The organism is Prauserella salsuginis, assembly GCF_024648885.1.
GTDB lineage: Bacteria > Actinomycetota > Actinomycetes > Mycobacteriales > Pseudonocardiaceae > Prauserella > Prauserella salsuginis.
On sequence record NZ_JANBBF010000008.1, the window covers coordinates 27280 to 51409 of the forward strand.

Consider the following 24130-nt stretch of genomic DNA (forward strand, 5'->3'; position numbering starts at 1 on the left):
ACCGGGCCGCCCGGTTGATGGGTGGCAGGCCCGCGGCCGCTCGGAATCCCTCGGCGGCGGTCATGCGGTGATCGTCACGCGGCGATCGTGAGCGGGGACGGCGGGCCGGGCTCGGCGCCGGTGCCTGCCGTTCTGCAGCCTACGTCCGTGCGCAGGAGACGCGACCGGCGTCCACTATCCGGGACGCCCGGAAGGCAGTGTCGTGGGCGCGTGCCCTGTGTCGTCGTCGACGATCTCGGGCGGATCGAACGCACGGACGTCGGGCACGTCCGGGCCCGCCGGTTCGATCTCGACGAGCGTGGTGCCGGAGGTCGGCCCCTGGGCGAGCCGGGACGTCCCGACGTCGCGGGTCAGCACGTTCGGGTTGCCGTGCCGGCAGAGTCCGTCGGCGTCCGGGTCGTACCACGCGCCCGTCGCCAGCACCGCCACGCCGGGCCGCACCGCGTCGGTGAGCCGCGCACCGGCGAGGCAGGCGCCGCGGTCGTTGTGAATTCGCACGGTGTCGCCGTCGGCGATGCCGCGGGCACGAGCGTCGTCGGGGTGCAGGTCGACGGGCTCGCGGCCGCCGACCTTCGACTCCCGGCTGACGCGGCCGCCGTCGTACTGCGAGTGCAGCCGGGTCTTCGGTTGGTTCGACACCAGGTGCAGCCCGTGGCGCTCGGCCGCCTCCGTGCCGAGCCGCTCGTAGGGTTCGAGCCACATGGGCATGCCGGGACAGTCCGGATACCCGAACGCGGCGACCGTGTCGCTGACCAGTTCGATCCTGCCCGACGGCGTGGCGAGGGGAGCGGCCGCGGGGTCCGCGCGGAGGGCGGCGAACGAACCGCCGTCGGGCGTCATGTCCTTCTCCGGCAGTGCCGCCGAGCCCGCGTTCCAGAACGCGTCGAAGCCGGGCAGGTCGACGCCCTCGTCGCGCAGCCGATCGCGCGTGCGGTCGTACAGTTCGCGCACCCACTGCCACTCGGAGCGGCCCTCGGTGAACCGCTCACCGAAGCCGAGCCGCTCGGCCAGTCCGGCGAAGACCGCGTGGTCGGTGCGCACCTCCGCGGGCGGCGGCACCGCCCGGTGCATGGCGCTGATGGTGGAGTCGGCCGAGCCCAGCGCGAAATCGTCCCGTTCGAGCGTGGTGGCCACCGGGAAGACGATGTCGGCACGCGTGGCCGTCGCGTTCCACCAGGATTCGTGGACGATCACCGTGTCCGGTCGCCGCCAAGCCCGTTCGAGCCTGCCGAGATCCTGGTGGTGGTGGAACGGGTTGCCGCCGGCCCAGTACACGAGCCGGATGTCCGGAAACGTGATGCGCTCGCCGTCGTAGTCGATCGTCGCGCCCGGGTCGAGCAGCATGTCCGCGACGCGCGCGACGGGAATGCGAGCCACGGCACCGCCAGGGGGCTGGGGGAGCGCAGCGATCCGCCGATGGCCGCGGGTCCCGTGCTCGGCGATGCCCAGTCCGCCCGCGGGTCCGCCGCCGGGCAGGCCGCACGACCCGGACAGCGCCGCCAGCGCGATGCCCGCCCAGTACGGCTGCTCGCCGTGGTCGTGCCGTTGGATCGACCACGCGAGGTTGATCACCGTGCGGTGGGCGGCGATCGTGCGGGCCAGGTCGCGGATGTCGCCCGCAGGCACTCCGGTGATGCCGGTTGCCCACGCCGGATCCTTCGCCGTGCCGTCGCCGCGGCCGAGCACATAGTCGCGGAGCCGGTCGAAGCCGCTGCAACAACGGTTCGCGAAGTCGGTGTCGGCGAGGTCCTCGGTGAGCAGCACGTGGATGAGCGCGAGCATCAGCGCCGTGTCGGTTCCGGGCCGCAACGGCAGCCACTGCGCGCCGAGGTCGGCCGCGGCGTCGTCGCGCACGGGGGAGACGTTGACGAATCGCACCCCGGCCTCGGCCGCGGCCCGTTGCCACGAGGTCTGCGTGTGCCTGCTCGGACCTCCCGGCACCATCTGGGTGTTCTTGGCTGCCAGCCCGCCGAAGGAGACGACGAGGCCGGCGTGTTCGGTGATCTCCCGCCACGTCGGGCCGCGCTCGTGCAGGCTGGTCGGCCCGCCTCCGATCACGTGCGGCAGGACGACCTCCATGGCCGCGAAGCTGTAGGTGTTGACCGACGCGGTGTACCCGCCGGCCATGGCGAGGAACCGGTGGATCTGGCTCTGGGGATGGTGGAACCGGCCGGCGCTGCCCCAACCGTACGAACCGCCGTAGATCGCCGCGGGCCCGTGCTCGTCGCGGACCCGGGCGAGTTCCCCGGCCGCAAGGTCGGACGCGCGGTCCCAGCTCACGGCGACGAACCGGTCACGCCCGCGCTCCGAGCCGTGGTCGCCCCGGAGCCAGCCTTCGCGCACTATCGGACGGGTGATCCGGTACGGCGCGTGGTTCACCTCGGGCACGCCCGCGCCGATCGGGGACGGATCCGGATCGCCCGGATGCGGTTCCAGCGCCACGACCCGGTCGCCCGAGGACAGGACGTCGTAGCGGCCCCAGTGAAAGGTCGTCGGGGTGCGGATGGTCTCGCCTGCCGAACTGTCGCCAGTCACCCCGGCGACGGTACTCGTGTGCCGGGCGGGCGGCGGCTGCCACGGTCGTGTGAGTCCGGGGCGCGTGTCCTGGGCTCGCGGCCGGGCGAGCGCACTGCCGAACCGGATGGTCGCGAGTAATCTCCGACTCGGTGACCGGACGTGATCGTGGTCACGCAGGCCGGGCCGGCGGCAGGCACCCGAGGGGAGCGCAGTTCATGGCAACGATCGTGGCGGGCATCGACGGGTCGGCATCGGCGATGAACGCGGCCGTGTGGGCGGCCCAGGAGGCGGCGCGGCGCGGCGACACGGTGCGCCTCGTCCACGCATACGTCGTCCCGACCAGCGCCTACCCGGCGTTTGCGACGTCGTCGTCCGAAGTGCGGGAGAGCGCGGAGCAACAGGCCCAGACCGCGCTGGACGTCGCCCGTACCGAGATCGCCCGGACGGTGCCGGGTGTCGAGGTCGAGGCGCAGCGGACCGAGGGTCAGCCGGGCCATGTGCTCACCGGTGAATCGCGTGGGGCGCGGTGCGTGGTGATCGGATCGCGCGGCCACGGCGGGTTCACCGGCATGCTCGTCGGCTCGATGGCGGTGACGCTGGCCTCGCATGCGCACAGCAACGTCGTGGTGGTCCGCGGCGAGCACCACGACGACCCGCCGCCCACGACCGGGCCCGTGGTTGTCGGCATCGACGCCTCCGACCACGCCGGGCCGGCACTGGGGCATGCGTTCGATGCGGCGCACGAGCGTGCGGTGCCGCTCGTGGCTGTGCACACGTGGAACGACCTGGTTGCCGCGGAAGGGCCGTACGCGCACCCGTTCTCGACAGACCTGTCGGATGTCGAGACCGCGGGTGACGAACTGCTCGACGAAAGGCTCGCACCGTGGCGGAAGCGCTACCCCGACGTCGAGGTGCGGGAAGTGCTCGAACCGGGTCGGCCGGCGCGTGCCCTGCTGCAGCAGGCCGACGGCGCGCAGCTGGTGGTCGTCGGTACCCGGGGCCACGGTGGGTTCGCCGGCATGCTGCTCGGATCCACGAGCCAGGCACTCGTGATCCACGCACCGTGTCCGGTGCTCGTGATCCGCCACGAGGATGCGGGAGCCTGATCCTCACCGGGTCGCGACACGCGAGGGGTCGCGTCCGGTGACGTCGAAAGGAGCGCCAGGTATGGACACCGAACCGCCAGTGCTGCGCGACGGCCCGGTGGTGGTCGGGACCGACGGGTCGGACGGTGCGACCCGTGCACTGGACTGGGCCGCCGACATGGCCGTCCTGAGCAACCGGCCGCTGCGCATCGTGCACGCCTTCACCTACGTGCAGGGGTTCTACGGCGGGGACCTGCCGGCGAGTCCCGAGGTGTATCAGTCGATGGAGGACGAGGGGCGCAAGTTCCTCGACGAGGCGGTCGACCACGTGACGGCCCGGGCGCCCGAACTCGCCGTCGAGACCGACATGCCCCTGCAGGGGTCGGTCCCGATGCTGGTGGACGAGTCGGAGCGGGCGAGCGTGCTCGTGGTCGGCACCTCCGGGCGTGGCGGCTTCACCGGCATGCTGGTCGGTTCGACGTCGGTCTCGCTGACCGCGCACGCGCAGTGCCCCGTGGTCATCGTGCGGGGCGGCGGCAGCGGGTTGGCGACCGAAGGGCCGGTGGTCGTCGGCGTCGACGGCAGCGGGGTTAGCACGGCCGCTGTGACCGCCGCGTTCCAGACGGCCTCCCTGCTGGGCGCCCCACTGGTCGCCGTACACGCGTGGGCGGACGTCGAGTACGAATGGGGCATGCCGGAGATGGTCGAGAGCTCGTCACGGGAGCAGTCCGAGCAGATCGTGCTGTCGGAAGCGCTGGCCGGCATGCCGGAGCGGTATCCGGACGTGGCCGTGGAACGTGTCGTGGTGCCGGGCAAACCACGGCAGCAGCTGCTGGAACGCTCGCAGGGCGCGCGGTTGCTGGTTGCGGGCAGCCGCGGGCGCGGTGGTTTCCGCGGGATGCTCCTGGGATCGACGAGCCAGGCGCTCCTCCATCACGCCTCGTGCCCGGTCATGATCGTCCGGCCGCACCGGGGTTGACCGGGAACGAGGCGGTGCGGCCGCCGGTCAGGCCGGGCGCGGCCGTGGGCCGAGCGGCGGGTGCGTGAAATCGACGACGCGGTCGTGCCGCACCCACGTCGGTTCGACGTCGTCGGCGGCACCGTCCGGCCGGGTCGGCAGCCAGACCACGGCGGTGTAGGGATCGGGCACGGGCGGTGCGACGACGTGCCCGTGGACGACCTTCTCGTGGCCGACGTTCTGCTGGAGACAGTGCCGCGTGGCCGGCGCACCGCCCGGCAGATAGGTGACGCGGTCTCCGACGCCGATGTCGTTCGCGCGTTCGATCATGGCGACTCCCTTCGCGTGCGTGCCGGTACCCGAAAGCCGGCGTCCGTCGGCGCCGCGGGAGGTGCCGGAAGTGTCCGACGGTCCGGTTCGCCCGGAACACCCCTGCCGTGTCCGGTGCGGGTCCCGCCGTGGCCGTCCTACCCCAGCCGTGTGCGGCGCTCGGTGTGTGCACGTTTCCCCGCACGGCAAGCTACACCCGGGAGCGCGGTGCGGGAACGGCTCGACGGCACCGGGCGAACGGGTGGTCTGCGCCGGAGTTGCGGCGGCCGGTCAGGATCGTCGCCGGTACCCGCTGGTCCACAGTGGACTGAATGACGCCTACCCGGCAGTCAGTGATATAAGTCACAGATCTAGGGTTTGGCGTGTGACAGCCGCATGAACGGGGTGCTCGAAGGGTTCCTGGTCATCGGATTCGTGGTCGCGGTCGGATACGTCCTCGGCCGATCCGGTGCACTGGGCGGATCGGCCATGCAGGTGCTGTCCCGTACCGCGTTCTTCGTCGGCAGTCCGGCACTGCTGTTCGGCACGCTCGCGCGCACCGATGTCGGCTCGGTCTTCTCCACCGCGCTACTCGTCACGGGTGTCACCAGCACGCTGGCGTGCGCGCTGTACCTGCCGTTCGGGCTGATGCGGCGCAGGGCGGCCGGTGAGCTCACCGTCGGCTCGATGGCCAGCGGCTACGTCAACGCGGGCAATCTCGGCATCCCGATCGCGACCTATGTCCTGCACGGCGTCGCCGACGTGGCGCCCGTCCTGCTGTTTCAGCTGGCGGTGCTGACACCGGTGTTCACGTCGGTGCTCGACGTCCTGTCCGAACGTGCCGGCGGCGGCAGCCCGAACTGGCTGCGGGCGTTCAGCGCACCACTGCGCAATCCGCTCGCGCTGGCGAGTGCGGCCGGCATCGCCTGCTCCGCGACGGGCTTTCTGCCGCCCGAGGCCGTGATGGACCCGATCGACCTCATGGGCAATCTGGCGGTGCCGGCGATGTTGCTGGCCTTCGGCATCTCGTTGCACGCCTCGACCCTGCCGGGTCGTGACCGTGACCTGCGCTCCTCGCTGGTCACGGTGGTGGTACTGAAGAACCTGGTGCATCCGCTGCTCGCGTGGGTGCTCGCCACCGCGATCGGTGCAGGCCAGCACGCGCTGCTCGCGGCGGTGGTGTGCGCCGCGCTGCCCACCGCGCAGAACGTCTTCGGCTACGCGGTCCGATTCGACCAGGGTGTGCAGCTCGCGCGCGATGCCGCACTCACGACGACGATCGTGTCGCTGCCGATGCTGTTCGCCGTGGTCGCGGCAGTCGGCTGACGCCGCTGAAGCGAGCGCGACGGCCCACCGGCGACCCTGTCGAGGAGGTGGCGTGCGGGTCGTGGCGCGCTGCGGCGTCACCCGCGGCCAGTCGTACGAAGCGCCGGAACGGCGCAGCCGTGATACAAGAGAAGACCCGATGTGCACACGGCTTGGTGACGGAGAGCATATGGAACTGGTGATCACGGCCGACCGAAGTGACGATGCCTTGTTCGTCCGTGCGAAGGGCGAGGTGGACCTGGGTACGGTGGCCCAGCTCAACTCCGCCCTCGACGCCGCGTGCGAGGAGGCCTCGCCCCCCATGGCCGTGGTCGCAGATCTGAGCGGGGTCACCTTCCTGGCCTCGTCCGGGCTCAGCGCCCTCGTCCGGGCCCATGAACGCTGTGAAAAGGCCGGCACGCCGCTGCGCGTGATCGTCGGCAACCGCGCGGTGCTGCGCGGCTTCGAGGTGACCGGTCTGGACAAGTTGCTCGACCTGCGCGAGAGCGAATAGCGCCCGCGGCGCATAGGGTGTCGCCCATGGCGGTCTACTACGACGTACATCAGGACAATCCCCAGCCGCGGTCGATCGGTAAGGTCGTCGACCTGCTCCGCTCCGGCGGGCTGATCGCCTATCCCACCGATTCGTGCTTCGCGCTCGGCACCTCGCTCGACAACCGCGAAGGACTCGACCGGATCCGGAGCATCCGCAAGCTGGACGACAAGCACCACTTCACGCTCGTGTGCCAGGACTTCTCCCAGTTGGGGCAGTTCGTCCACGTCGACAACAGCGTCTTCCGGGCGATCAAGTCCGCGACACCCGGCCAGTACACGTTCATCCTGCCCGCGACGAAGGAAGTGCCGCGGCGGTTGCTGCACCCGAAGAAGAAGACCGTCGGCGTGCGCATTCCGGATCATGTGACGACGCAGGCGCTGCTCGAGGGGCTCGGCGAGCCCCTCGTGTCGAGCACGCTGCTGCTGCCGGGCGAGGAGGAGCCGCTCACCCAGGGATGGGAGATCAAGGAGGCCCTCGATCACGTGTTGGATGCGGTGATCGACTCGGGCGACTGCGGCGTCGAACCGACCACCGTCGTCGACTTCTCCGGCGACGAACCCGAGATCGTCCGGGTCGGTGCCGGCGATCCCGCACGGTTCGAATAGCGGGCGCCCCGCCACTCACGCGGGCGGGGCCAGCACGCACCGGGTGCGGCTGTAGATGGTGGGCATGCACTTGTTGCAGTGCACGCACAGGGAACGGTGCCGCGGTTCGGACCGCAGCCGGTTCGGCAGATCGGGCTCGCGCAGCAGTGCCCTGGCCATCGCGACGAATGCGAAGCCGTGGCGCATCGCCAGGTCCATCGTGTCGCGGCCGGTGATGCCGCCCAGCAGGACGAGCGGCAGGTCGAGGGCGTCTCGGAACTGGAGCGCACGGTCGAGCAGGTAGGCGTCGCGGTAGGAGTAGCTGCGCAGGAAGGCCGAGCCGGCCAGGCGCAGTCCGGTTCGCAACGGTTGCCCGAAGGCGCGCGCGAACTCCGTGACGGGGGCGTCGCCGGTGAACAGGTACATCGGGTTGAGCAGCGAGCTGCCCGCGGTGAGTGCGAGCGCGTCGAGGGTGGCGTCGGCTTCGAGCCAGCGCGCGATCTGCAGGCTCTCCTCGAGCCAGAGCCCGCCCGGTACGCCGTCGTCCATGTTGAGCTTGGCCGTGACGGCGACACGGTCGCCCACGGCCTCGCGCACCGCTGCGGCCGTGTCCCTCGCCAGTCGCGCGCGGCGGGTGAGGGAACCGCCGTAGCCGTCGGAGCGGTGGTTCAGTGCCGGACTGAGGAACGAGCTGATCAGGTAGTTGTGCCCGAAGTGGAGTTCGACGGCGTCGAACCCGGCGGCCACCGCGACACGCGCGGCGTCCGCGTGGGCGACGACGATCCGGGCGAGGTCGGCCTCGCTCGCCCTCCGCATCATGCGCATGCCGAGTGGGCTGGGCAGCGCATGGGGAGCGAGGGCGGGAAGGCGATTCGATGCGCCGTTGGCGACCGGGCCGGCGTGGCCGAGCTGGGCGCTGACGGCGGCCCCTTCCGCATGCACCGCATCGGTGAGCCGGCGCAGGTCCGGCACGGCCTCGGGTCGCATCAGGATCTGGTGGCGGTCGGTCCGGCCCTCAGGGGCGACCGCGCAATAGGCGACGGTGGTCATGGCTGCGCCGCCGCGGGCGACCTCGGCGTGGAAGTCGACGAGGTCGTCGGTGATCACGCCTTCCGGTGTGCGGCCTTCGAACGTCGCCGCCTTGATGATGCGGTTGCGCAGCGTGACTGGTCCGAGTCTCGCGGAGCTGAAGACATCCGGGGCAGTGGTCACGATCCCTCCGGTGCGGCTGGTGCGGAACGGGCTGTGCGTGGGCCGGGGCGGTTCACCGCGGCGGCGCCGAGAGCCCGGCGACGGTGAACGCGCGCAGCGAGCGGAAGCTGTCGCGTGTGGGAGGCTCGGCCGGTCCGGCCGCGGACAGGGTGTGGAGGATGAGGTCGAACGCCAGCAGCAGCCTGCGAGCGGCTTCGGTGCCGCCGAGTCCGGGTATCGCGCCTCGCAGGAGTGCGATCCACGGCCGTAGTCCGAACCAGCCGGAGGCGAACCCGACGTCGCGCCGCGCCAGTACCACCCGGGCCAGCAGTCGCAGCTGCAGCCGGCCGTGCTCGGTGCGGGTCAGCTCGCCGAGCGGGGTGAGCACGACGTCGACGAGTTCACCGACCGCCGGTGGATCGCCCGCACGGTGGCGTCCGGTGAGCCGGGCGAGGCCGTCGTGCCAGTGGGGTGCCAGGCGCCGTTCGAGCAGTGCGCCGATCAGGGCGTCCTTCGAACCGAAGTGGTAGTGCACGGCTGCCGGGTTCATCCCCGCGGCGGCGTTGATGGCGCGGATCGAGACCTCGTCGATGTCGCGCGCGAGCAATAGGGATTCGGCTGCCTCGAGGAGCCGGTCACGGGTGGTCGGCCGGTTCCCGTCGGCTGCGGGCGCGGACCTGGCCGAGGATGGGGCCGTCGTTGGCATGCCGCCAGTAGAGCGCAGCGGTGGTCTCGCCTCAAGTGGTGTTTCAATCAGTGATGGGTTCCGATCGCCCGCACTCGTCGTCCCGGAGGCGTCCGCCGAACAGTCGCCGGCGGGCCGGGCGGGGACTACCGTCACGGGTATGTGCCGGAACATCACGACCCTGCGGGGACTCGAACCGTCCGCAACGCCCGAGGAGATCGAGGCGGCGGCGCGGCAGTACGTGCGGAAGGTCAGCGGTGTGCAGAGCGTGTCTGATGCGACCCGCGAACCGTTCGAACAGCCCGTCGCGGAGGTGACCGCCACGACGGCACGTCTGCTCGCGCAGCTGCCGGAGCGGCGCCAACCGCCGCGCACCGTACCGCCCCTTCGCCGCCCGGAGGTTCAGCGCCGTCTCGAGGTGCAGGCCGGGGAAGCGGCGGAACGCGCCTGACGGGTGCCGGCGCACGGTGGCCGGCACCCGTGGGCGGTCATTCGACCCTGTCGAGGTCGCTTCCGCGGGTCTCCTTGCTCGTGGCGACGGCGATCACGGTGATCAGCATCGTGACGACGAGGTAGCCGACGACCATGCCGACGCCGAACGAATCGATGAGCCACACGGCGATGAACGGAGCCGGGGCGCCGGCGATGATCGACGATCCCTGGAACACCAGCGACGATCCCGCGTACCGGCGCCGCGTCGGGAACAGCTCGGTGATCCACGCGGCTTCCGGCCCCGCGAGCATGCCGTGCAGGAAGGCACCGACACACGTGCCCAACCACAGCAGCGACAGGCTCTCCTGCTGCACGAGAACGAAGAACAGCGGTGCCCAGACGACGAGCAGCGCCGAAGGGACGAGCATCGCCTTCTTCCTGCCCACCCGGTCCGACCAGGCACCACCGCCGATCATGCCGGCGAACTGCGCGGCCGACGCGAACGTGACGGCCAGGACGACGTCGCCCCGTTCGTAGCCGAAGTACGTGGTGGCGTAGGCGATGACGAACACGGTGTAGATGTAGAACGCGATGTTCTCACCGAGCCGCATGCCGAGGCCGTGGAGCACCGGCCGCGGATTGCGGAGCGCCTCCAGCACGCTGGACCGGCGCGGCGCGGTCGCGGCGGGTTCTTCCGACGTGGTCTCGGGTTCCAGCGCGGCGCGTTCCTGCGCGGCCTGGAACACCGGTGACTCCTCGACGCTGCGGCGCACCCAGAAGCCGACGACCAGCAGTGGCAGCGCGACCAGGAACGCGAGCCGCCAGCCCCACTGGTCGAACGCGTCACCGGGCAGGGCCAGGGCGATGGTGCTGACCACGACGGTGGCGAGCACGGTGCCCAGTGGCGCGCCCGCCTGCGGCCACGACGCCCAGAACCCGCGGCGCTTCGGATCGCCGTACTCGCTCACCATCAGCACGGCCGCGCCGAACTCGCCGCCGAGCGCGAATCCCTGGGTCAGGCGGAGCAGCACGAGCAGCACCGTCGCGCCGAGGCCGATCTGCTCGTAGGTCGGCAGCAGGCCGATGGCCGCGGTGGAGGTGCCGAGTAGCAGGAAGGTCGTGACGAGCATCGGCTTGCGGCCGAACTTGTCGCCGAGATGGCCGAACACGATCCCGCCGAGCGGCCGGGCGATGAACCCGATGCCCTGCGTGGCGAGCGCGAGCAGCAGTTTGATGATGTCGCTCTCGCCCGGGAAGAACAGCGGGCCGAGCACGGTCGCGGCGAGCACGCCGTAGATGGCGAAGTCGTACCACTCGAGCACGGCGCCTGCCATCGATCCGGTCAGGACACGGCGGAAACTCGTGCCGCGTCTGCCGGGCAGGCCGTCGACGCGCGGGGAGGCCGATGACGTCATTGTCGGACGGTCCTTTCGCAAGGGGTGGGGAGAACCGAGTGGGGAGACGGGGAGGGGAGCGTGGGGTCAGAGGCCGAGCGTGAGCGAGGCGCCGCAGGCGCGGGAGCAACAGGTCATCATCCTGGTGCCCGCCGACCGCTCGGCCCGGGTCAGCACGACGTCGCGGTGGTCGACCTCGCCGTCGAGCACCGGTGCCTCGCACGTGCCGCAGAGGCCTTCCTCGCAGTCGCTGGGCACGTCGATGTTGGCGGCGCGCAGTGCTGCGAGCACGGTCTGATCGGGCGCGACCCGCACGGTGAGGCCGGAGTCGGCGAGGCTTACGTCGAAGGCGTGCTCGACGGCCGGGTCGAGTTCCCGGCCCGCCGTGGTGAAGTGTTCGACGCTGAGGGCGTCCTCGGGCCAGTGCGCGCTCGCCGCGTCGAGGGCGGACAGGAGTCGCTGCGGGCCGCACGCGTAGATCCGCGTGCCGTCGGCGGGCTCGGCCAGGAGCGTGGTGACGTCGAGCCGGGTGCCGGCGTCGGAGACGTGCTCGTGCAGCCGTGGCCCGTGGTCCCGGCGTACGCGGTCGAGCAGGGCCATCGTGTCGGCCGAGCGGCCGCAGTAGTGGAGTTCGTAGCTGCCGCCTGCGGCGCGGACGGCGTCGGCCATGGCGAGGATCGGGGTGATGCCGATGCCGCCGGCGACGAACACGTGGTGGCGGGTGGCGGCGTCGAGGCGGAAATGGTTCCGCGGTCCCCGGACGGCGACCGAGGTCCCGGGGCGCAGCTCGTCGTGCACGTACCGGGAGCCGCCGCGGCTGTCCGGGTCACGCAGCACGGCGATGCGGTACCGGCTCCGGTCCTCGGGATCGCCGCACAGTGAGTACTGCCGGGAGACGTCGTCGCCGAGCTGCAGCTCGATGTGGGCGCCGGGGGACCACGAAGGGAGCGGTGTGCCGGCCGGTGCGGCGAGCGTGATCTCGACGACGTCGCGGGCGGCGGGTTCGGCCCGTTCCACGGTGAGGGTGCGACTGAGGCCGCGGGTGGTGGGCTCGCCGATACGCACCGGGTGCCGGGTGTGCAACAGCGCCGGGTCGGTGCGTTCGGGGTTGGCGGCGGGGTCCCACTGCACCCACAGGTGCTCCGGGCCGCGGAACGACGTGTTCGGGACGTAGGTGAAGCGCTGACCGGGCACCAGGTCCAGATGCGGCAGCCTGCGGGTGAGCTCTTCGAGGAACACCTGCAGTTCCATCCGCGCGAGGTTCTTGCCCATGCACTGGTGGCTGCCGTAGCCGAACGTCAGGTGCTCGGTCGCGTTGTCCCTGCGGATGTCGACGCTGTCCGGGTCCTCGAAGTGCCGTTCGTCGCGGTTGGCCGAGGAGTTGACGATCAGCAGCTTCGCGCCCGCCGGGATAGGCACGCCGCCGACCGTGGTGTCGGAGGTGACGAGCCGCCGCCATGCGGCCACCGATCCGGAATGCCGCAGGCACTCCTCGACCGCGTTGGGGATCAGTCCGGGGTCGGCGCAGAGCTCCTCCCACACCGTGCGGTTCTCCAGCAGCAGCTTCAGTGCGTTGGCCGCGGCGTTGGCCGTCGTCTCGTGGGCCGCGACGATGCCGGCCATCATCATCGAGTGCAGATAAGAGTCGGTGATGACGTCGGGGAACTCCCGCTGTTTGCGGATGCTGTAGGGCATCCAGCCGTCGCCGGACGGGTCACGCCGGAGCTTGTCCAGCACGGTGCCCGCGTACTGCCAGAATTTGCCGACGTTCTCGGCGACCGTGAGCTGCTCCTCGGGGGACGGTCTGCCCCAGGTGTTGACCGTGTGGGCGATCGAATACTTCCGCAGCGTCGCCATGTCCTCCTCGGGTACACCGAGGAAGTGCAGCGCGACCGTGAGCGGCACCTCCCACAGCATCTCGTCGACGAGGTCGGCCTTGCCCGCATCGACGAACCGGTCGACGTACTCCCGGGTCAGCCTTCGGACCATCGGTTCGTGGTGGGAGAGCCGGTCGGGGGTGAAGGGGTCCATGAGCACGCGGCGGCGCGGCATGTGCTCCGGCTCGTCCTCGTTCACGAGGGTCCGGTTCATCGCGTAGTCGTAGCGTTCGAGGGTGGCTATGGCCTCGTCGGAGACGGGCGTGATCTTCTCGAGTGCGATCGAGGGGGAGAACGTGATGTTGTCGCGGAAGACGGCCTTCACGTCGTCGTAGCGCGTCACGACCCAGTAGCCGAGCGACGGGCTGTAGAACACCGGCTCCTCGTCGCGGGACCAGCGCACGGCCTCCGGCGGATCGGCCTGGTACGCGTCGCCGAACGGATCGAACGCCGCCGCGCCGACGCTGACGGGACAACCCGAGACCGGATCCGTCGGACGGTCGGCGTGGTCGACGGGACACGACTCCGTGCTCATCGGCGCCCTCCTCGGCGTCTCTGCTTCGACTCGCGCAGTTGCTATGACCTGGCATGTTACTAATAACGCACACGCTGAGTCGAATAGCGAACACCAGGAAGGTAAGCGGGTCCGGTGGGGGCGTCAAGTGGGGCAGCGACGCGGCAGTACGTCGGCACGGCGGCCGGCGGGATCCGCGGTGACCGTCGGCCGGGAGAACGGGAACGGACGCCTGACGCGCCGGGGTGGCCGCTGCGTCAGGCCGTGAGGAGCTCTTCGAGTCGTCGTGCCGCGCGGGTGACGGCGTGGGCGGCCCTGTCGGTGTCGAGGCCCTCGATCGCCACGACGCCGACCGACCGTTCGGCGTGCCCGACCGCATGCCTTCCCTCGGGAACGCCGATTCCCGCCGCGACACCGACGGCGCCGTGCTCGAGTTCGCCGCGGGTGAGGCTGTAGCCGTCCCGGCGGGCGCGTACCACCGCGGCGGGGTCGTCGGGCTGTTCCGGGCGCCGGGCGAGGATCGCGATGCCGGCGGCACCCTTCGACAGCGGATGCCTGCTGCCGACCCGGTAGCCGACCGTCAGGAGTTGCGCATCCGGCTCGGCGACCTGCAACGCGACACAGTCGCCGCCCTCGGCCGCGGACAGGAAGGCCGTCGCCCGCGTCTCGTTGGCCAGTTCCTGCAGCAGGGGCCGCACGTCGTGATGGAGCTGGGGTTCGAAGCGGGCCGCGAGCACCGACACGCCGACGGCGAGGCGCAGTTTCCCGTCCTCGGTTCTGGCGATGAGCTGGTGTTCCTCGAGCGTGGACACGATGCGATAGCAGATGGCGCGGTGCACGTCGAGCCTGCGCGCGAGCTCGGCGACCGACATGCCGCCGGGTGCCTGGGAGATCACGTCGAGCGCGCGCAGGCCTCGGTCGAGCGTCTGCAGCGTGCTCATCGGCGCATGTCCTTTCCTCGGCGGCGGTGTCGGATTCCGCCCGCGGCACGTTCGGGTGTGGTGGATTCGGTGTGGTGCTCGAGCGTAGCGGCGCCGGGCCTAGGCTGGACGTGGCCGTCGGGCGAGTCGGATCCGGTGGATTCGGGCGGTCGGTGCGGTACCGGTGATGTGGTTCCGGTGACCCGCGTACCCGAACACGCAGTATCGAGGATTCAGGGGAGAGCGTGACTGAGGAGTCCACACCGGACGGGCAGTTCCGGGACCGGCTGCGGGCGGACTGCGGCCGGTGCTACGGAATCTGTTGCGTGGCGCCGGGTTTCGTGACCTCGGCCGATTTCGCGATCACCAAGCCCGCGGAGACACCGTGTCCGCATCTCAGGGACGACTCGTGGTGCGGTGTCCACGACACACTGCGCGAGCGGGGATTCCCCGGCTGCACCGTGTACGACTGTTTCGGTGCGGGGCAGAGCGTGGCCGCACGGGCGGGTGGCGATTGGCGGGGCGATGCTGCGAGGGCGCGGCGTATGTTCGCGGCCTATCCGGTGCTCCGCGATCTGCACGAGCTGCTGTACTACCTCCACGAGGCGCGAGGCATCGCGGCGGCGGCCGAGGTGCACGCCGAGCTGGACGAGACGATCACCGCGACCGAACGCCTTGCCGGACGCGGACTCGACGAGCTCGCGCAGACGTCCCTCGCCGAGCACTGGGCCGGGGCCAACGCGGTTCTCTCGCGGGCGAGCGAGCTGGTGCGGGCGCAGGCCGCGGGACGTGAGCTGCGAGGCGCCGACCTCGTCGGGGCGGGCCTCCGTCGAGCGGACCTGCGGGGCGCGAACCTCCGGGGTGCGGTGCTGCTCGGTGCCGACCTGCGGGCAGCGGACCTCGCGCTGGCCGATGTGACGGGCGCCGACCTGCGCGGTGCCGATCTGGCGGGTGCTGCGGTGGCCGAGACGCTGTTCCTGACCCAGGCGCAGCTGGACGCCGCCCGCGGGGACGCGGCCACCCGGCTGCCCGACTGGGCACGCGTCCCCGCGCACTGGGCGGGTTGACCCCGCGGCTTCGGTGCCGGAGCGGTCCGATTGCAGAGCGCTTCGGTGTCAGAGCGGCCCGGTGTCAGAGCACGTGCGCCGCGGAGGTGGCTTCCGGTGCGGGGACGTCCGCGGTGGCGGCGGCCGCGGACAGCCGTCGGGGCAGGTCGGGCAGCGTGGCGAACTCCGGTGGGTCGAGATGTCCTGGCATCGCACCGTCGAGAACCCTGCGAGCGAACCGTGCCACGCGTTCCGGCTCGGGCACGGGGTCGTTGCCGCCGAGGTAGGACACCATGAGCAGGTCCTCACCGCAGTGGGTCTCGATCGCGACGCCCCAGCCGTGCCGTTCGTCCCAGATGAGAGCGACGTCGCGGTCAGGGAAGCCGGGAAGACTCCCGTCCACGGCGATGTACGCGCCCGCAGGAGTGGTGGAGGCGTCGCAGGTGTACTGCGCGGCAGCGGCGTCGGCCGGTGCGAGTGCGGTGGCGACGGCCGAGATGTAGGCGTGCAGTGCCGGTTCCGTCGAGTGCCAATCGTAGACGTCCACTGATGATCACCTCGATTCGTTCTGGCCGGCGTGTGTGATGCGCCGGCGGTTCACGCCCGCCCGGCCGGGTTCGGCCCGCCCGGTACGCGGTGTCCGCAGTCCGGCGGTGCCGGTGCGCGGTGTGGGATGCGCTGGAGTGCTGCGGTGGTATGGGGTCGCGCCCGTGCTCAGGCGTCAGCGGAGGCGCTGTCGGGCGGCTCTCCGAGTCGCCTGCGCAGCGCCGTGATCTCCCGGCGGGCCGCGTCGAGTTCGTATTCGAGCGCGAGGATGCGCTGCGCCGCGTTGAGGTTCATGCCTTCGTCGAACAGCGCGCGCATGCGACTCGCCTGGCCGAGCTGATGCCGGGAGTAGCGCCGGTGGCCGCCGCCGGAACGTTCGGGGGAAACCACGCCTGCCGTGTCGAGGCTCCGCAGGAACGGCTGCTCGACGCCGAGGATGTCGGCCGCCTGGCCCGTGGTGAACGTCGGCCGGTGCTCGTCGTCCAGATCGTTCAGGGTCATGCGCTCTCGCTCCGGAAAACTGATCTCACCATTTGGGGTTCAGTAACTCGGCTGTTGTAGTGAAGTTTTAGTGGCCGGTACAGGTTTCGTCAAGTGGTGGATGTGGGCCCCGGCGCCGGCGTGACCGATGTAGGCCGTGGCACCGGGCGGGCGTGATCGGTAGCGTCGACCGCGGTCGGGCGACGGCGGTGTCGCCCCGGGTGCGGAGGAGCGCCATGCCCGCCGAACACAGCGCCATGCCCGCCGAACACATGGACGTGCTCGTCGTGGGAGCAGGGCTGGCAGGCATCGGCGCGGCCTGCCGGCTACGCCAGCGGCATCCGCGCCGCACGGTGGCCGTACTCGAGGCGCGCGGTGCGATCGGCGGCACCTGGGACCAGTTCCGCTATCCCGGGGTGCGGTCCGATTCGGACATGTTCACGCTCGGCTACGGTTTCCGCCCGTGGCGACGGGCCGAGGCGATCGCCGACGGGCCGTCGATCCGGGAGTACATCCGCGACACCGCGCGCGAGTTCGGGATCGACGAGCGGATCCGGTTCCATCACCGGGTCGACGCGGCGTCCTGGTCGAGCGATCGGGCACTGTGGACGGTCACCGCACATCGGTCCGACACCGGCGAGCAGGTCACGCTGACGTGTTCGCTGCTGTACGTCTGCTCGGGTTACTACCGCTACGACGAGGGATATACGCCGCAGTTGCCGGGCGTGGACCGATACGAGGGCAGGCTGGTCCACCCGCAGCACTGGCCCGAGGAGCTCGAACACCGCGGCCGCCGCGTGGTGGTGATCGGCAGCGGTGCCACCGCCGTCACACTGGTGCCCGCAATGGCGTCCGACGCCGCACACGTGACGATGCTGCAGCGGTCGCCGAGTTACGTGATGGCACTGCCCTCGGTCGATCCACTCGCGCGGCTGCTGAAGCGCGTGCTGCCCGACAGCGTGACCTTCCCGGTGGTGCGATGGAAGAACGCGCTGACCATGGGCCTGTTCTTCCGGCTCAGCCGCCGCGCGCCCGGACTCGTGCGCCGGTTGATCGAGCGGGGTGTCCGGTCGGCGCTGCCCGACGGGTTCGACGTCGACCGGCATTTCTCACCCGAGTACCGCCCGTGGGACCAGCGGCTGTGTTTCGTGCCGGACGGCGACCTGTTCCGCACACTGCGGCGCGGCGACGCCTCGGTCGTCACCGACACCATCGACACGTTCACCCCCGACGGCATCCGGCTCACCTCGGGCGCCGAACTGGCCGCGGACATCGTCGTGACGGCGACGGGTCTGAACCTGCTCGCCATCGGCGGCATCGCCCTCGACGTCGACGGCGAGCCGGTCGACGTCGGCAAGGCCGTGACCTACAAGGGCATGATGCTCGACGGCGTGCCGAACTTCGCGATGACGATCGGCTACACGAACGCGTCGTGGACGTTGAAGGCCGATCTCGTCGCCGAGTACGTGTGCCGGCTGCTCACGCACCTCGACGAGCACGACCTCGACAGCGCGACCCCGGTGCTGCCGCCCGGTGACCGGCCCGCGGAGCCGTTGATCGACCTGCAGGCCGGGTACGTGCTGCGCAGCATCGACCGGATGCCGAAGCAGGGGCATGCGGCCCCCTGGCGGCTCCATCAGAACTACGTCCGCGACGTGTGGCACCTGCGCCACGGCAGCGTCACCGAGGACATGGACTTCGGCGTCGCGGCCGGACGGCGTCAGTCGTCGCTGAGCGGCGGCGGCGCGCAGCGATAGGACGGCGGGGTGGCCGACAGGCCGATCGGGTTTCTGGGGAGCCGAACCTCGGTGCCGTCGGGACGTGCGATCCCGACGACGGGATCGAGCCCGAGTTGGGCGGCGAGGTGGAACGCGCCCGCCATGTCGTTGACGACCCCCGCGGGAACCCGCGCCTCGGTGAGCAGGTCGGCCCACGTGCGCGCATCGCGGGCCTTCAGCAGCCGAATCAGATGCTCGCGCAGTTCCTCCCTGCGGTCGACCCTGGCGGTGTTGGTGGCGAACCGGGCGTCGGTGCCGAGCTCGGCCTCGCCCAGCTGCTCGCACAGGGTCCGGAACTGCCGGTCGTTGCCGACGGCGAGGACGAGCTCCCCGTCGCCGCAGGGCAGCACCTCGTACGGTGCGACGCTGGGGTGCGCGTTGCCCATCCGCTGGGGCACCACACCGCCCGAGGTGTAGGCCGAGCTCTGGTTGACCAGCGCCGCGAGCAACGACGACAGCAGGTTCACCTCCACGCGCTGGCCCTCGCCGGTCGCGTCGCGATGTCGTAGCGCGGCGAGCATGCCGACCGTGGCGAACTGCCCGGACAGGACGTCGACGAGGGCGACGCCGACTTTCTGCGGTTCACCGTCGGGCCGACCCGTCACGCTCATCAGGCCGCCGAGCGCCTGGATCAGCAGGTCGTATCCCGGAAGCTGCGCACCGGCACCGGCCCCGAACCCGGTGATGGAGCAATAGATCAGCCCGGGGTCGGCGGCCCGAAGCTCCTCGTAGCCGAGCCCGAGCTCGTCCATCAGGCCCGGGCGGAAGTTCTCGACCACGACGTCCGCGCCCGCGGCGAGCTCCCGTGCGCGGGCGATGCCCTCATCGGTGCGCAGATCGAGCGTCACCGACTCCTTGTTGCGATTGACGGCCTGGTAGTAGGTCGCCTCACCGAGGTCGTCGTACGGCGGGCCCCACGCCCGGGTGTCATCGCCCGTGCCGGGGCGTTCGACCTTGACGACGGTGGCGCCCAGGTCGGCCAGCAGCATCGTGGCGAACGGCCCGGCGAGGACCCGGGAGAAGTCGACGATGCGCAGATCTCCGAGGGAGGAGGACATCGGGGGAGTGCTCCTTCGCTGGAACGGGGCGCCGCGAGGGCGTGCTGCGGAGGTCAGGCGCCGGTGTGCTCGTCGGGCGCCGTGGCCGCCGACGACGTGGGACGGCGAGCCCAGAACGTCGCGAGCAGCGCGCCGGAGAGGTTGTGCCACACGGAGAACAGCGCGCCGGGCAGTGCGGCCGCCGCGGTGAAGTGGGTCGTGGCGAGGCTCGAGGCGAGCCCCGAGTTCTGCATGCCGACCTCGACGCTCACGGCGCGCCGTGCGGACTCGTCGAGACCGGCGAGCCGCGCGGCGCCGTAGCCGAGTGCCAGGCCCACCGAGTTGTGGGCGACGACCGCGAGCATGAGCAGCACCCCGCTCTCTGCGATCGTGCCGGCGTTCGCGCCGACGACCGCCGTCACGACCAGCGCCACGCCGAGCACCGACACCAGGGGCAGATAGGGCAGCACCAGGCGGACGTACCGGTCCGCGAGCGCTCTGATGATCAGGCCCGCCATGACCGGCAGGAGCACGACCTGTGCGATGGAGACGAACAGGTCGCCGAAGCCGACGGGCAGATCGGATCCCGCGAGGAGCAGCACGAGCAACGGGGTGAGCAGTGGTGCCAGCAGCGTCGACACCGACGTCAACGTCACCGACAGCGCCACGTCGCCCTTGGCGAGGTAGACGACCACGTTGGACGCCGTGCCACCCGGTGCGGAACCGACCAGCACCATGCCCACGAGCAGGGCTCCGGAGAGTCCGAACAGCTGACCGATGCCCGATGCCGTGAGCGGCATGATCAGGAACTGTGCCACGAGTCCGAACAGGACGGCGAGGGGGCGGCGTGCGACGAGGGCGAAGTCGGCTCCCCGCAGCGTGAGCCCCATGCCGAACATGATCACGCCGAGCAGCAGCGGCACGTGTTCCACGAGCGTCGCCGACTGGTCGGGCGCCAGTAGACCGACGGCCACTCCGAGTACGACGAGAAGTGCGAACCACCGGCTCGCCGCTTCCGCCAGCTTGCGCACCGCACCGTGCCGCTCTGTCATGTTCGCCTCCAGCTCGTGGTCCGGAGGCACTGTAGGCGAAGTGCCCTGCCGGTGGTGGCCGGGACGCGGTGGTGGTGTCGCGGGCCACGCCGGACCGGCTTCCGTGCGGGGCGCTGTCCGGCGTACCGGGCGGCTCTGGGGTAAGCAGGGCGCGTGCGGTATTCCTCGGAGACGGCCGACGCCGTGGTCATCGGTGCGGGGCCGAACGGGCTCGTCGCGGCGAACCTCCTCGCCGACGCGGGCTGGGACGTCCTCGTGCTGGAGGCGACTGCGACCCCGGGCGGTGCCGTGCGCAGTGCCGAGGCGATCGAACCCGGCTTCGTGACGGACCTGTTCAGCGCCTTTTACCCGATGGCCGCCGCCTCGCCGGTCATCGCCGGTCTGGGGCTCGAAAGCTACGGGCTGGCCTGGCGGCACGCGCCAGCCGCGCTGGCGCACGTGCTGCCGGACGACCGGGCTGCGCTCGTGTCCCGCGATCTCGACGAAACGACGGCGTCGCTGGCGGCGTTCGCGCCGGGAGACGGGGCGGCATGGCGCGAAGAGGTTGAGCTGTGGCACCGGATCCGTGAACCCCTGCTGGAGGCGTTGCTGTCGCCGTTCCCACCGGTACGCGCGGCAAGCCGGCTGGCGCGGGCCGCGGGCACGGCGGACGGGATGCGACTCGCCCGGATGGTCGCGATGCCCGTGACGCTGTGGGCGCGCGAGCGATTCCGCGGCGCGGGCGCCCCGGTCCTGGCTGCCGGCAACGCGCTCCACACCGACCTGGGCCCGGCGCAGGCGGGCAGCGCGGTCTTCGGGTGGCTGCTGTCGATGCTGGCGCAGGACGTCGGATTCCCCGTACCGGACGGCGGGTCCGGTGCGCTCACCGCGGCACTGACGCGGCGGCTCACGGCCCGCGGCGGGCGCATCGAGTGCGGCAGGCCCGTGACGCGGGTGTTCACGGGCCGAGGTCGGGCGATGGGAGTGCTCGCCGGCACGCCGGTGCGGGCACGCCGTGCGGTGCTGGCGGCCGTGCCCGCGCCGCTGCTGTACGGCCGCATGCTCGACGAGGACGTGCTACCTGCCCGCCTGCGCGGTGATCTTCGCCGGTTCGAATGGGACGCGGCCACGGTCAAGGTGAACTGGACGCTGTCGGGGCCGATTCCGTGGACGGCCCCGGAGGCGGCACGAGCGGGCACGGTGCACCTCGGTGGTGACCTCGACGGCCTCGCCCGGTACGGACTCGATGTCGAGCTCGGCACCGTGCCCGCCGACCCGATGTTGGTGATCGGGCAGATGGCCGTTGCGGATCGGTCGCGGGCACCGGAAGGGAGCGAGTCCGCGTGGGCCTACACCCACGTGCCCCGCGGACTCGTCTGGGACGGCGATCGGCTCCGCAGGTTCACCGATCGGATGGAGACGCTCCTCGAACGGCACGCCCCGGGCTTCCGTGCCCGCGTCCGCGGCAGGCTGGTGCAGGGGCCGGGGGAACTGGAGCGCGCGAACCCGGCGCTCGTCGAAGGCGCGGTCGGCGGGGGCAGCTCGGCGATGCACCAGCAGCTCGTGTTCCGGCCCGTGCCGGGGCTGGGCCGTGCCGACACGCCGGTCGACCGGTTGTTCCTGGCCGGCGCGTCCGCTCACCCCGGCGGTGCGGTGCACGGCGGTCCCGGCGCGAACGCTGCGCGGGCCGCGGTGGCCCGCGCCGGTGCGAGTGGCGGTGCCTATGCCGCAGCGGTCGCCGGTGTGCACCGGCTGCTGTACGGCTGAGCCTTACTCGGGCAGGTCGCGGATCGTGTCGTCGGCGACGGTGCGCATGGCGTTCCGGATGCCGCTTGCCGCTGCGCGGCGCTGACGCTGTGCACCCGAACCCTCGGCGAGCACTCGGCGGGCGAGTGCATCGACGAGGTCGGCGTCGCCCGAGCGTTCCAGCGCGGGACGCACGTGGCCCAGCAGATCGTCGACGAGCTCGGCCGCGGGGCGGGTGTGGCCGGTCCACGGGTCGACACCGCGGCCGCTGAGGCCGTACCGGGCGGCCGACCACACCGCTGCGGGGAGTATCTCCTCGAGCGGCGCTGCCTCCCCGGCCTGCTGCTCCCCGGCCGGCTCACCGCTTCCGGTGCCGGCCGAACCCGGGGCGCCGAGGGCCGTGTCGACGAGGGCGCGGCACAGCAGCGCCTGCAACAGGGCTTCGTCGGGTGTGGTCGCGGTGTCGGCGACGCGCACCTCGACGGTCGGCAGCACGGGGGAGGGGCGGGCGAGCCAGAACGTCGTGTACTGGGCGCCGAGGGCTCCGGACGTGACGAGGCGGTCGACCAGCGCGTCGTGTTCTGCGACGCCGGCGAACCGGGGAGGGACACCCGCGGTGGGGAAGCGTGAATGCTGCACCGTCCGCCAGCTGGCGTATCCGGTGTCGTGTCCGCGGTCGTACGGCGAGTTGGCCGACAGCGCGAGCAGCGTGGGCAGCCACGGGCGCAGGTGGTTCACGGCGACGACGGCTGCCTCCCGGTCGGGCACGCCGACGTGCACATGGCAGCCGCAGCCCTCGTAGTCGCCGATCAGTCCCCGGTAGAGGCCGTCGAGTTCGGCGTACTGGGGGTCCGGCCCGAGCGGAACGGTGGGGCCGGCGAGCGCGGGGGTTCCGGACGCGACGAGCGCGAGGCCCTCGGCCTGGGCGGCCGTGGCGAGCCCGCGCCTGCCGGTCAGCAGTTGCCTCCGGAGGGCCGAGGCCGTCGTGCAGACGCCGGTGGCGGCCTCCACCTGGCTGGCGCGCAACTCGCCGTGCCATGCCGGGTCCCGGACCTCGTCGTCGGTCAGGCCGGGACCGTCGATGTCGGACGGCGCGGCGGGCAGATGTGCGAGCACGTCTTCGGCGGCGGGGACGGTCTGCCAGGTGTCGGGGTCGACGAGCAGGAACTCCTCTTCGATCCCGACGGTGCGTGCGGCGGACACTCGATCGGGCCTTCCGGGTCAGCGGCCGGTAAAACGGGCCTGGCGGCGGTCGACGAAGCTTTGGAGGCCTTCGGCGGCGTCCTCGCTGGCGAGAACGCCGGGCAGGAGCTCCCGCAGGTGGTCGGCAGCAGCACGCTCGTTCTCCAGCCGCTGCGCGACGCGGGCGTTGGCCAGTGTGCCCTGCACGCCCAGCGGCGCCTGCTCGGCGATGACGCGCGCGATCTCGGTGGCCTTCTCGAGCTGAGTGCCGGCCGGGACGACTTCCTGGACCAGGCCGATCCGGTGGGCCTCCGCGGCGCCGAACTCCTCACCGGTGAGGAGGAACCGCATCGCGTTGCCCCAGCCGAGCTGGGTCGTCGCGCGGACCGTCGCTCCGCCGAACGGGATGATGCCCCGGCCGATCTCCAGCTGCCGGAACCGCACGTCGGCTGCGCCGATGACGATGTCGGAGGCCAGCGCGAGCTCGATCGAGAGCGTGAAGGAGATGCCCTGGACGGCCAGCACGACCGGCTTCGGCACCGGTGGCTTCCACAGGCCGAACGGGTCGTACGCGCCGCCTCCCGACAGTGCGGACGGCCCGTCGTCCTGCACGGAGGGCCAGACGTCCGCCAGGTCGAGACCGGCACTGAAATGGTCACCGTGGCCGTACAGCACCCCGACGCGAGCCTCGGAGTCCTCGGCCAGCCGGTCGTAGGCGAGGCCCACCTCGTCGATGGTGCGGCGATCCCACGCATTGCGCTTCTCGGGCCGGTTCACGCCGATGAGCAGTACGTGGCCGTCGCGTTCGACGGTGACTCGGGGCGACATGGAAGTCCTGGTCCTCCTCGGCTCGGTGAGCACGTACGACGATCAGGGAGCAGCGTGTCACGCTCCTCAGGTGTATAACGGCCTATACGGCACGGCGTTTAGTGGCGACGTCTCCCGCTCTCGCCACCG

The 24130-nt window shown here is 71.5% G+C and carries 22 protein-coding genes; 9 read left to right on the top strand and 13 right to left on the bottom strand.

Annotated elements, in window-relative coordinates; all coding sequences use genetic code 11:
• Positions 1-174: 174 nt before the first annotated feature.
• Positions 175-2535: a molybdopterin-dependent oxidoreductase gene (locus LY40_RS01590; protein WP_258935707.1), complete on the bottom strand. Its 2361-nt coding sequence runs from the start codon at positions 2533-2535 to the stop codon at positions 175-177.
• A 197-nt stretch (positions 2536-2732) separates the two neighbouring features.
• On the opposite strand from LY40_RS01590, the gene LY40_RS01595 reads away from it, so the two are divergent.
• Both LY40_RS01595 and LY40_RS01600 read left to right on the top strand, forming a co-directional pair.
• The gene (locus tag LY40_RS01595; RefSeq protein ID WP_258935708.1) at positions 2733-3623 is read left to right on the top strand and encodes a universal stress protein; all 891 of its coding nucleotides are present in this window, start codon (positions 2733-2735) and stop codon (positions 3621-3623) included.
• Between the two features lie 61 nt (positions 3624-3684).
• The gene (locus LY40_RS01600) at positions 3685-4581 is read left to right on the top strand and encodes a universal stress protein (protein ID WP_258935709.1); all 897 of its coding nucleotides are present in this window, start codon (positions 3685-3687) and stop codon (positions 4579-4581) included.
• Between the two features lie 27 nt (positions 4582-4608).
• Here LY40_RS01600 and LY40_RS01605 read toward each other — a convergent pair whose 3' ends face one another.
• Positions 4609-4890, bottom strand: coding sequence for a hypothetical protein (locus LY40_RS01605; protein WP_183786856.1), 282 nt, complete (start codon positions 4888-4890; stop codon positions 4609-4611).
• A 375-nt stretch (positions 4891-5265) separates the two neighbouring features.
• Between LY40_RS01605 and LY40_RS01610 the strand changes: the two genes are divergently transcribed.
• From LY40_RS01610 to LY40_RS01620, 3 genes are all read left to right on the top strand, one after another.
• Positions 5266-6195 (top strand): AEC family transporter, encoded by a 930-nt coding sequence (locus LY40_RS01610; RefSeq protein ID WP_183786855.1) that lies wholly within the window; start codon positions 5266-5268, stop codon positions 6193-6195.
• A gap of 169 nt (positions 6196-6364) precedes the next feature.
• Positions 6365-6688, top strand: coding sequence for an STAS domain-containing protein (locus LY40_RS01615; RefSeq protein ID WP_183786854.1), 324 nt, complete (start codon positions 6365-6367; stop codon positions 6686-6688).
• A gap of 26 nt (positions 6689-6714) precedes the next feature.
• Positions 6715-7335 (top strand): L-threonylcarbamoyladenylate synthase, encoded by a 621-nt coding sequence (locus LY40_RS01620; RefSeq protein WP_183786853.1) that lies wholly within the window; start codon positions 6715-6717, stop codon positions 7333-7335.
• A 15-nt stretch (positions 7336-7350) separates the two neighbouring features.
• On the opposite strand, the gene LY40_RS01625 is transcribed toward LY40_RS01620, so the two are convergent.
• Positions 7351-8526, bottom strand: a complete 1176-nt coding sequence (locus LY40_RS01625) for an NADH:flavin oxidoreductase (RefSeq protein WP_258935710.1) — start codon at positions 8524-8526, stop codon at positions 7351-7353.
• A 52-nt stretch (positions 8527-8578) separates the two neighbouring features.
• A complete protein-coding gene (locus tag LY40_RS01630; RefSeq protein WP_183786851.1) occupies positions 8579-9211 on the bottom strand; it encodes a TetR family transcriptional regulator in 633 nt (210 codons plus the stop codon).
• A gap of 139 nt (positions 9212-9350) precedes the next feature.
• Here LY40_RS01630 and LY40_RS01635 point away from each other — a divergent pair, with 139 nt between their 5' ends.
• The gene (locus LY40_RS01635) at positions 9351-9641 is read left to right on the top strand and encodes a DUF2277 domain-containing protein (RefSeq protein ID WP_258935711.1); all 291 of its coding nucleotides are present in this window, start codon (positions 9351-9353) and stop codon (positions 9639-9641) included.
• Positions 9642-9678: 37 nt separating this feature from the next.
• On the opposite strand, the gene LY40_RS01640 is transcribed toward LY40_RS01635, so the two are convergent.
• From LY40_RS01640 to LY40_RS01650, 3 genes are all read right to left on the bottom strand, one after another.
• Positions 9679-11037 carry an MFS transporter gene (locus LY40_RS01640; RefSeq protein WP_258935712.1) on the bottom strand — a complete coding sequence of 453 codons (1359 nt, stop codon included), beginning with the start codon at positions 11035-11037 and terminating at the stop codon, positions 9679-9681.
• Between the two features lie 66 nt (positions 11038-11103).
• Positions 11104-13428 carry a cytochrome P450/oxidoreductase gene (locus LY40_RS01645; protein ID WP_258935713.1) on the bottom strand — a complete coding sequence of 775 codons (2325 nt, stop codon included), beginning with the start codon at positions 13426-13428 and terminating at the stop codon, positions 11104-11106.
• Between the two features lie 236 nt (positions 13429-13664).
• Positions 13665-14348 (bottom strand): IclR family transcriptional regulator, encoded by a 684-nt coding sequence (locus tag LY40_RS01650; protein ID WP_183786847.1) that lies wholly within the window; start codon positions 14346-14348, stop codon positions 13665-13667.
• A 224-nt stretch (positions 14349-14572) separates the two neighbouring features.
• Between LY40_RS01650 and LY40_RS01655 the strand changes: the two genes are divergently transcribed.
• Complete coding sequence (locus LY40_RS01655) at positions 14573-15394, top strand: pentapeptide repeat-containing protein (protein ID WP_258935714.1); 822 nt, start codon at positions 14573-14575, stop codon at positions 15392-15394.
• Positions 15395-15458: 64 nt separating this feature from the next.
• On the opposite strand, the gene LY40_RS01660 is transcribed toward LY40_RS01655, so the two are convergent.
• Positions 15459-15920: a DUF6292 family protein gene (locus LY40_RS01660; RefSeq protein ID WP_258935715.1), complete on the bottom strand. Its 462-nt coding sequence runs from the start codon at positions 15918-15920 to the stop codon at positions 15459-15461.
• Positions 15921-16087: 167 nt separating this feature from the next.
• Positions 16088-16420 carry a MerR family transcriptional regulator gene (locus LY40_RS01665; protein ID WP_183786844.1) on the bottom strand — a complete coding sequence of 111 codons (333 nt, stop codon included), beginning with the start codon at positions 16418-16420 and terminating at the stop codon, positions 16088-16090.
• A gap of 215 nt (positions 16421-16635) precedes the next feature.
• On the opposite strand from LY40_RS01665, the gene LY40_RS01670 reads away from it, so the two are divergent.
• Positions 16636-18156, top strand: coding sequence for a flavin-containing monooxygenase (locus tag LY40_RS01670; RefSeq protein ID WP_443687880.1), 1521 nt, complete (start codon positions 16636-16638; stop codon positions 18154-18156).
• Here the strand turns inward: LY40_RS01670 and LY40_RS01675 are convergent.
• Positions 18120-19235, bottom strand: coding sequence for a CaiB/BaiF CoA transferase family protein (locus tag LY40_RS01675; protein WP_183786843.1), 1116 nt, complete (start codon positions 19233-19235; stop codon positions 18120-18122). The two genes, LY40_RS01670 and LY40_RS01675, sit on opposite strands and share 37 nt — an antisense overlap.
• A 53-nt stretch (positions 19236-19288) precedes the next feature.
• The gene (locus LY40_RS01680) at positions 19289-20266 is read right to left on the bottom strand and encodes a bile acid:sodium symporter family protein (protein ID WP_258935716.1); all 978 of its coding nucleotides are present in this window, start codon (positions 20264-20266) and stop codon (positions 19289-19291) included.
• Positions 20267-20419: 153 nt separating this feature from the next.
• On the opposite strand from LY40_RS01680, the gene LY40_RS01685 reads away from it, so the two are divergent.
• On the top strand, positions 20420-22012 hold the full coding sequence (locus tag LY40_RS01685) for a phytoene desaturase family protein (protein WP_258935717.1): 1593 nt from the start codon (positions 20420-20422) through the stop codon (positions 22010-22012).
• Positions 22013-22015: 3 nt separating this feature from the next.
• Here the strand turns inward: LY40_RS01685 and LY40_RS01690 are convergent, their stop codons facing one another.
• Both LY40_RS01690 and LY40_RS01695 read right to left on the bottom strand, forming a co-directional pair.
• Positions 22016-23194, bottom strand: a complete 1179-nt coding sequence (locus LY40_RS01690) for a carboxylate-amine ligase (protein WP_258935718.1) — start codon at positions 23192-23194, stop codon at positions 22016-22018.
• A gap of 18 nt (positions 23195-23212) precedes the next feature.
• Positions 23213-24001, bottom strand: a complete 789-nt coding sequence (locus LY40_RS01695; RefSeq protein WP_258935719.1) for a crotonase/enoyl-CoA hydratase family protein — start codon at positions 23999-24001, stop codon at positions 23213-23215.
• Between the last annotated feature and the right edge of the window lie 129 nt (positions 24002-24130).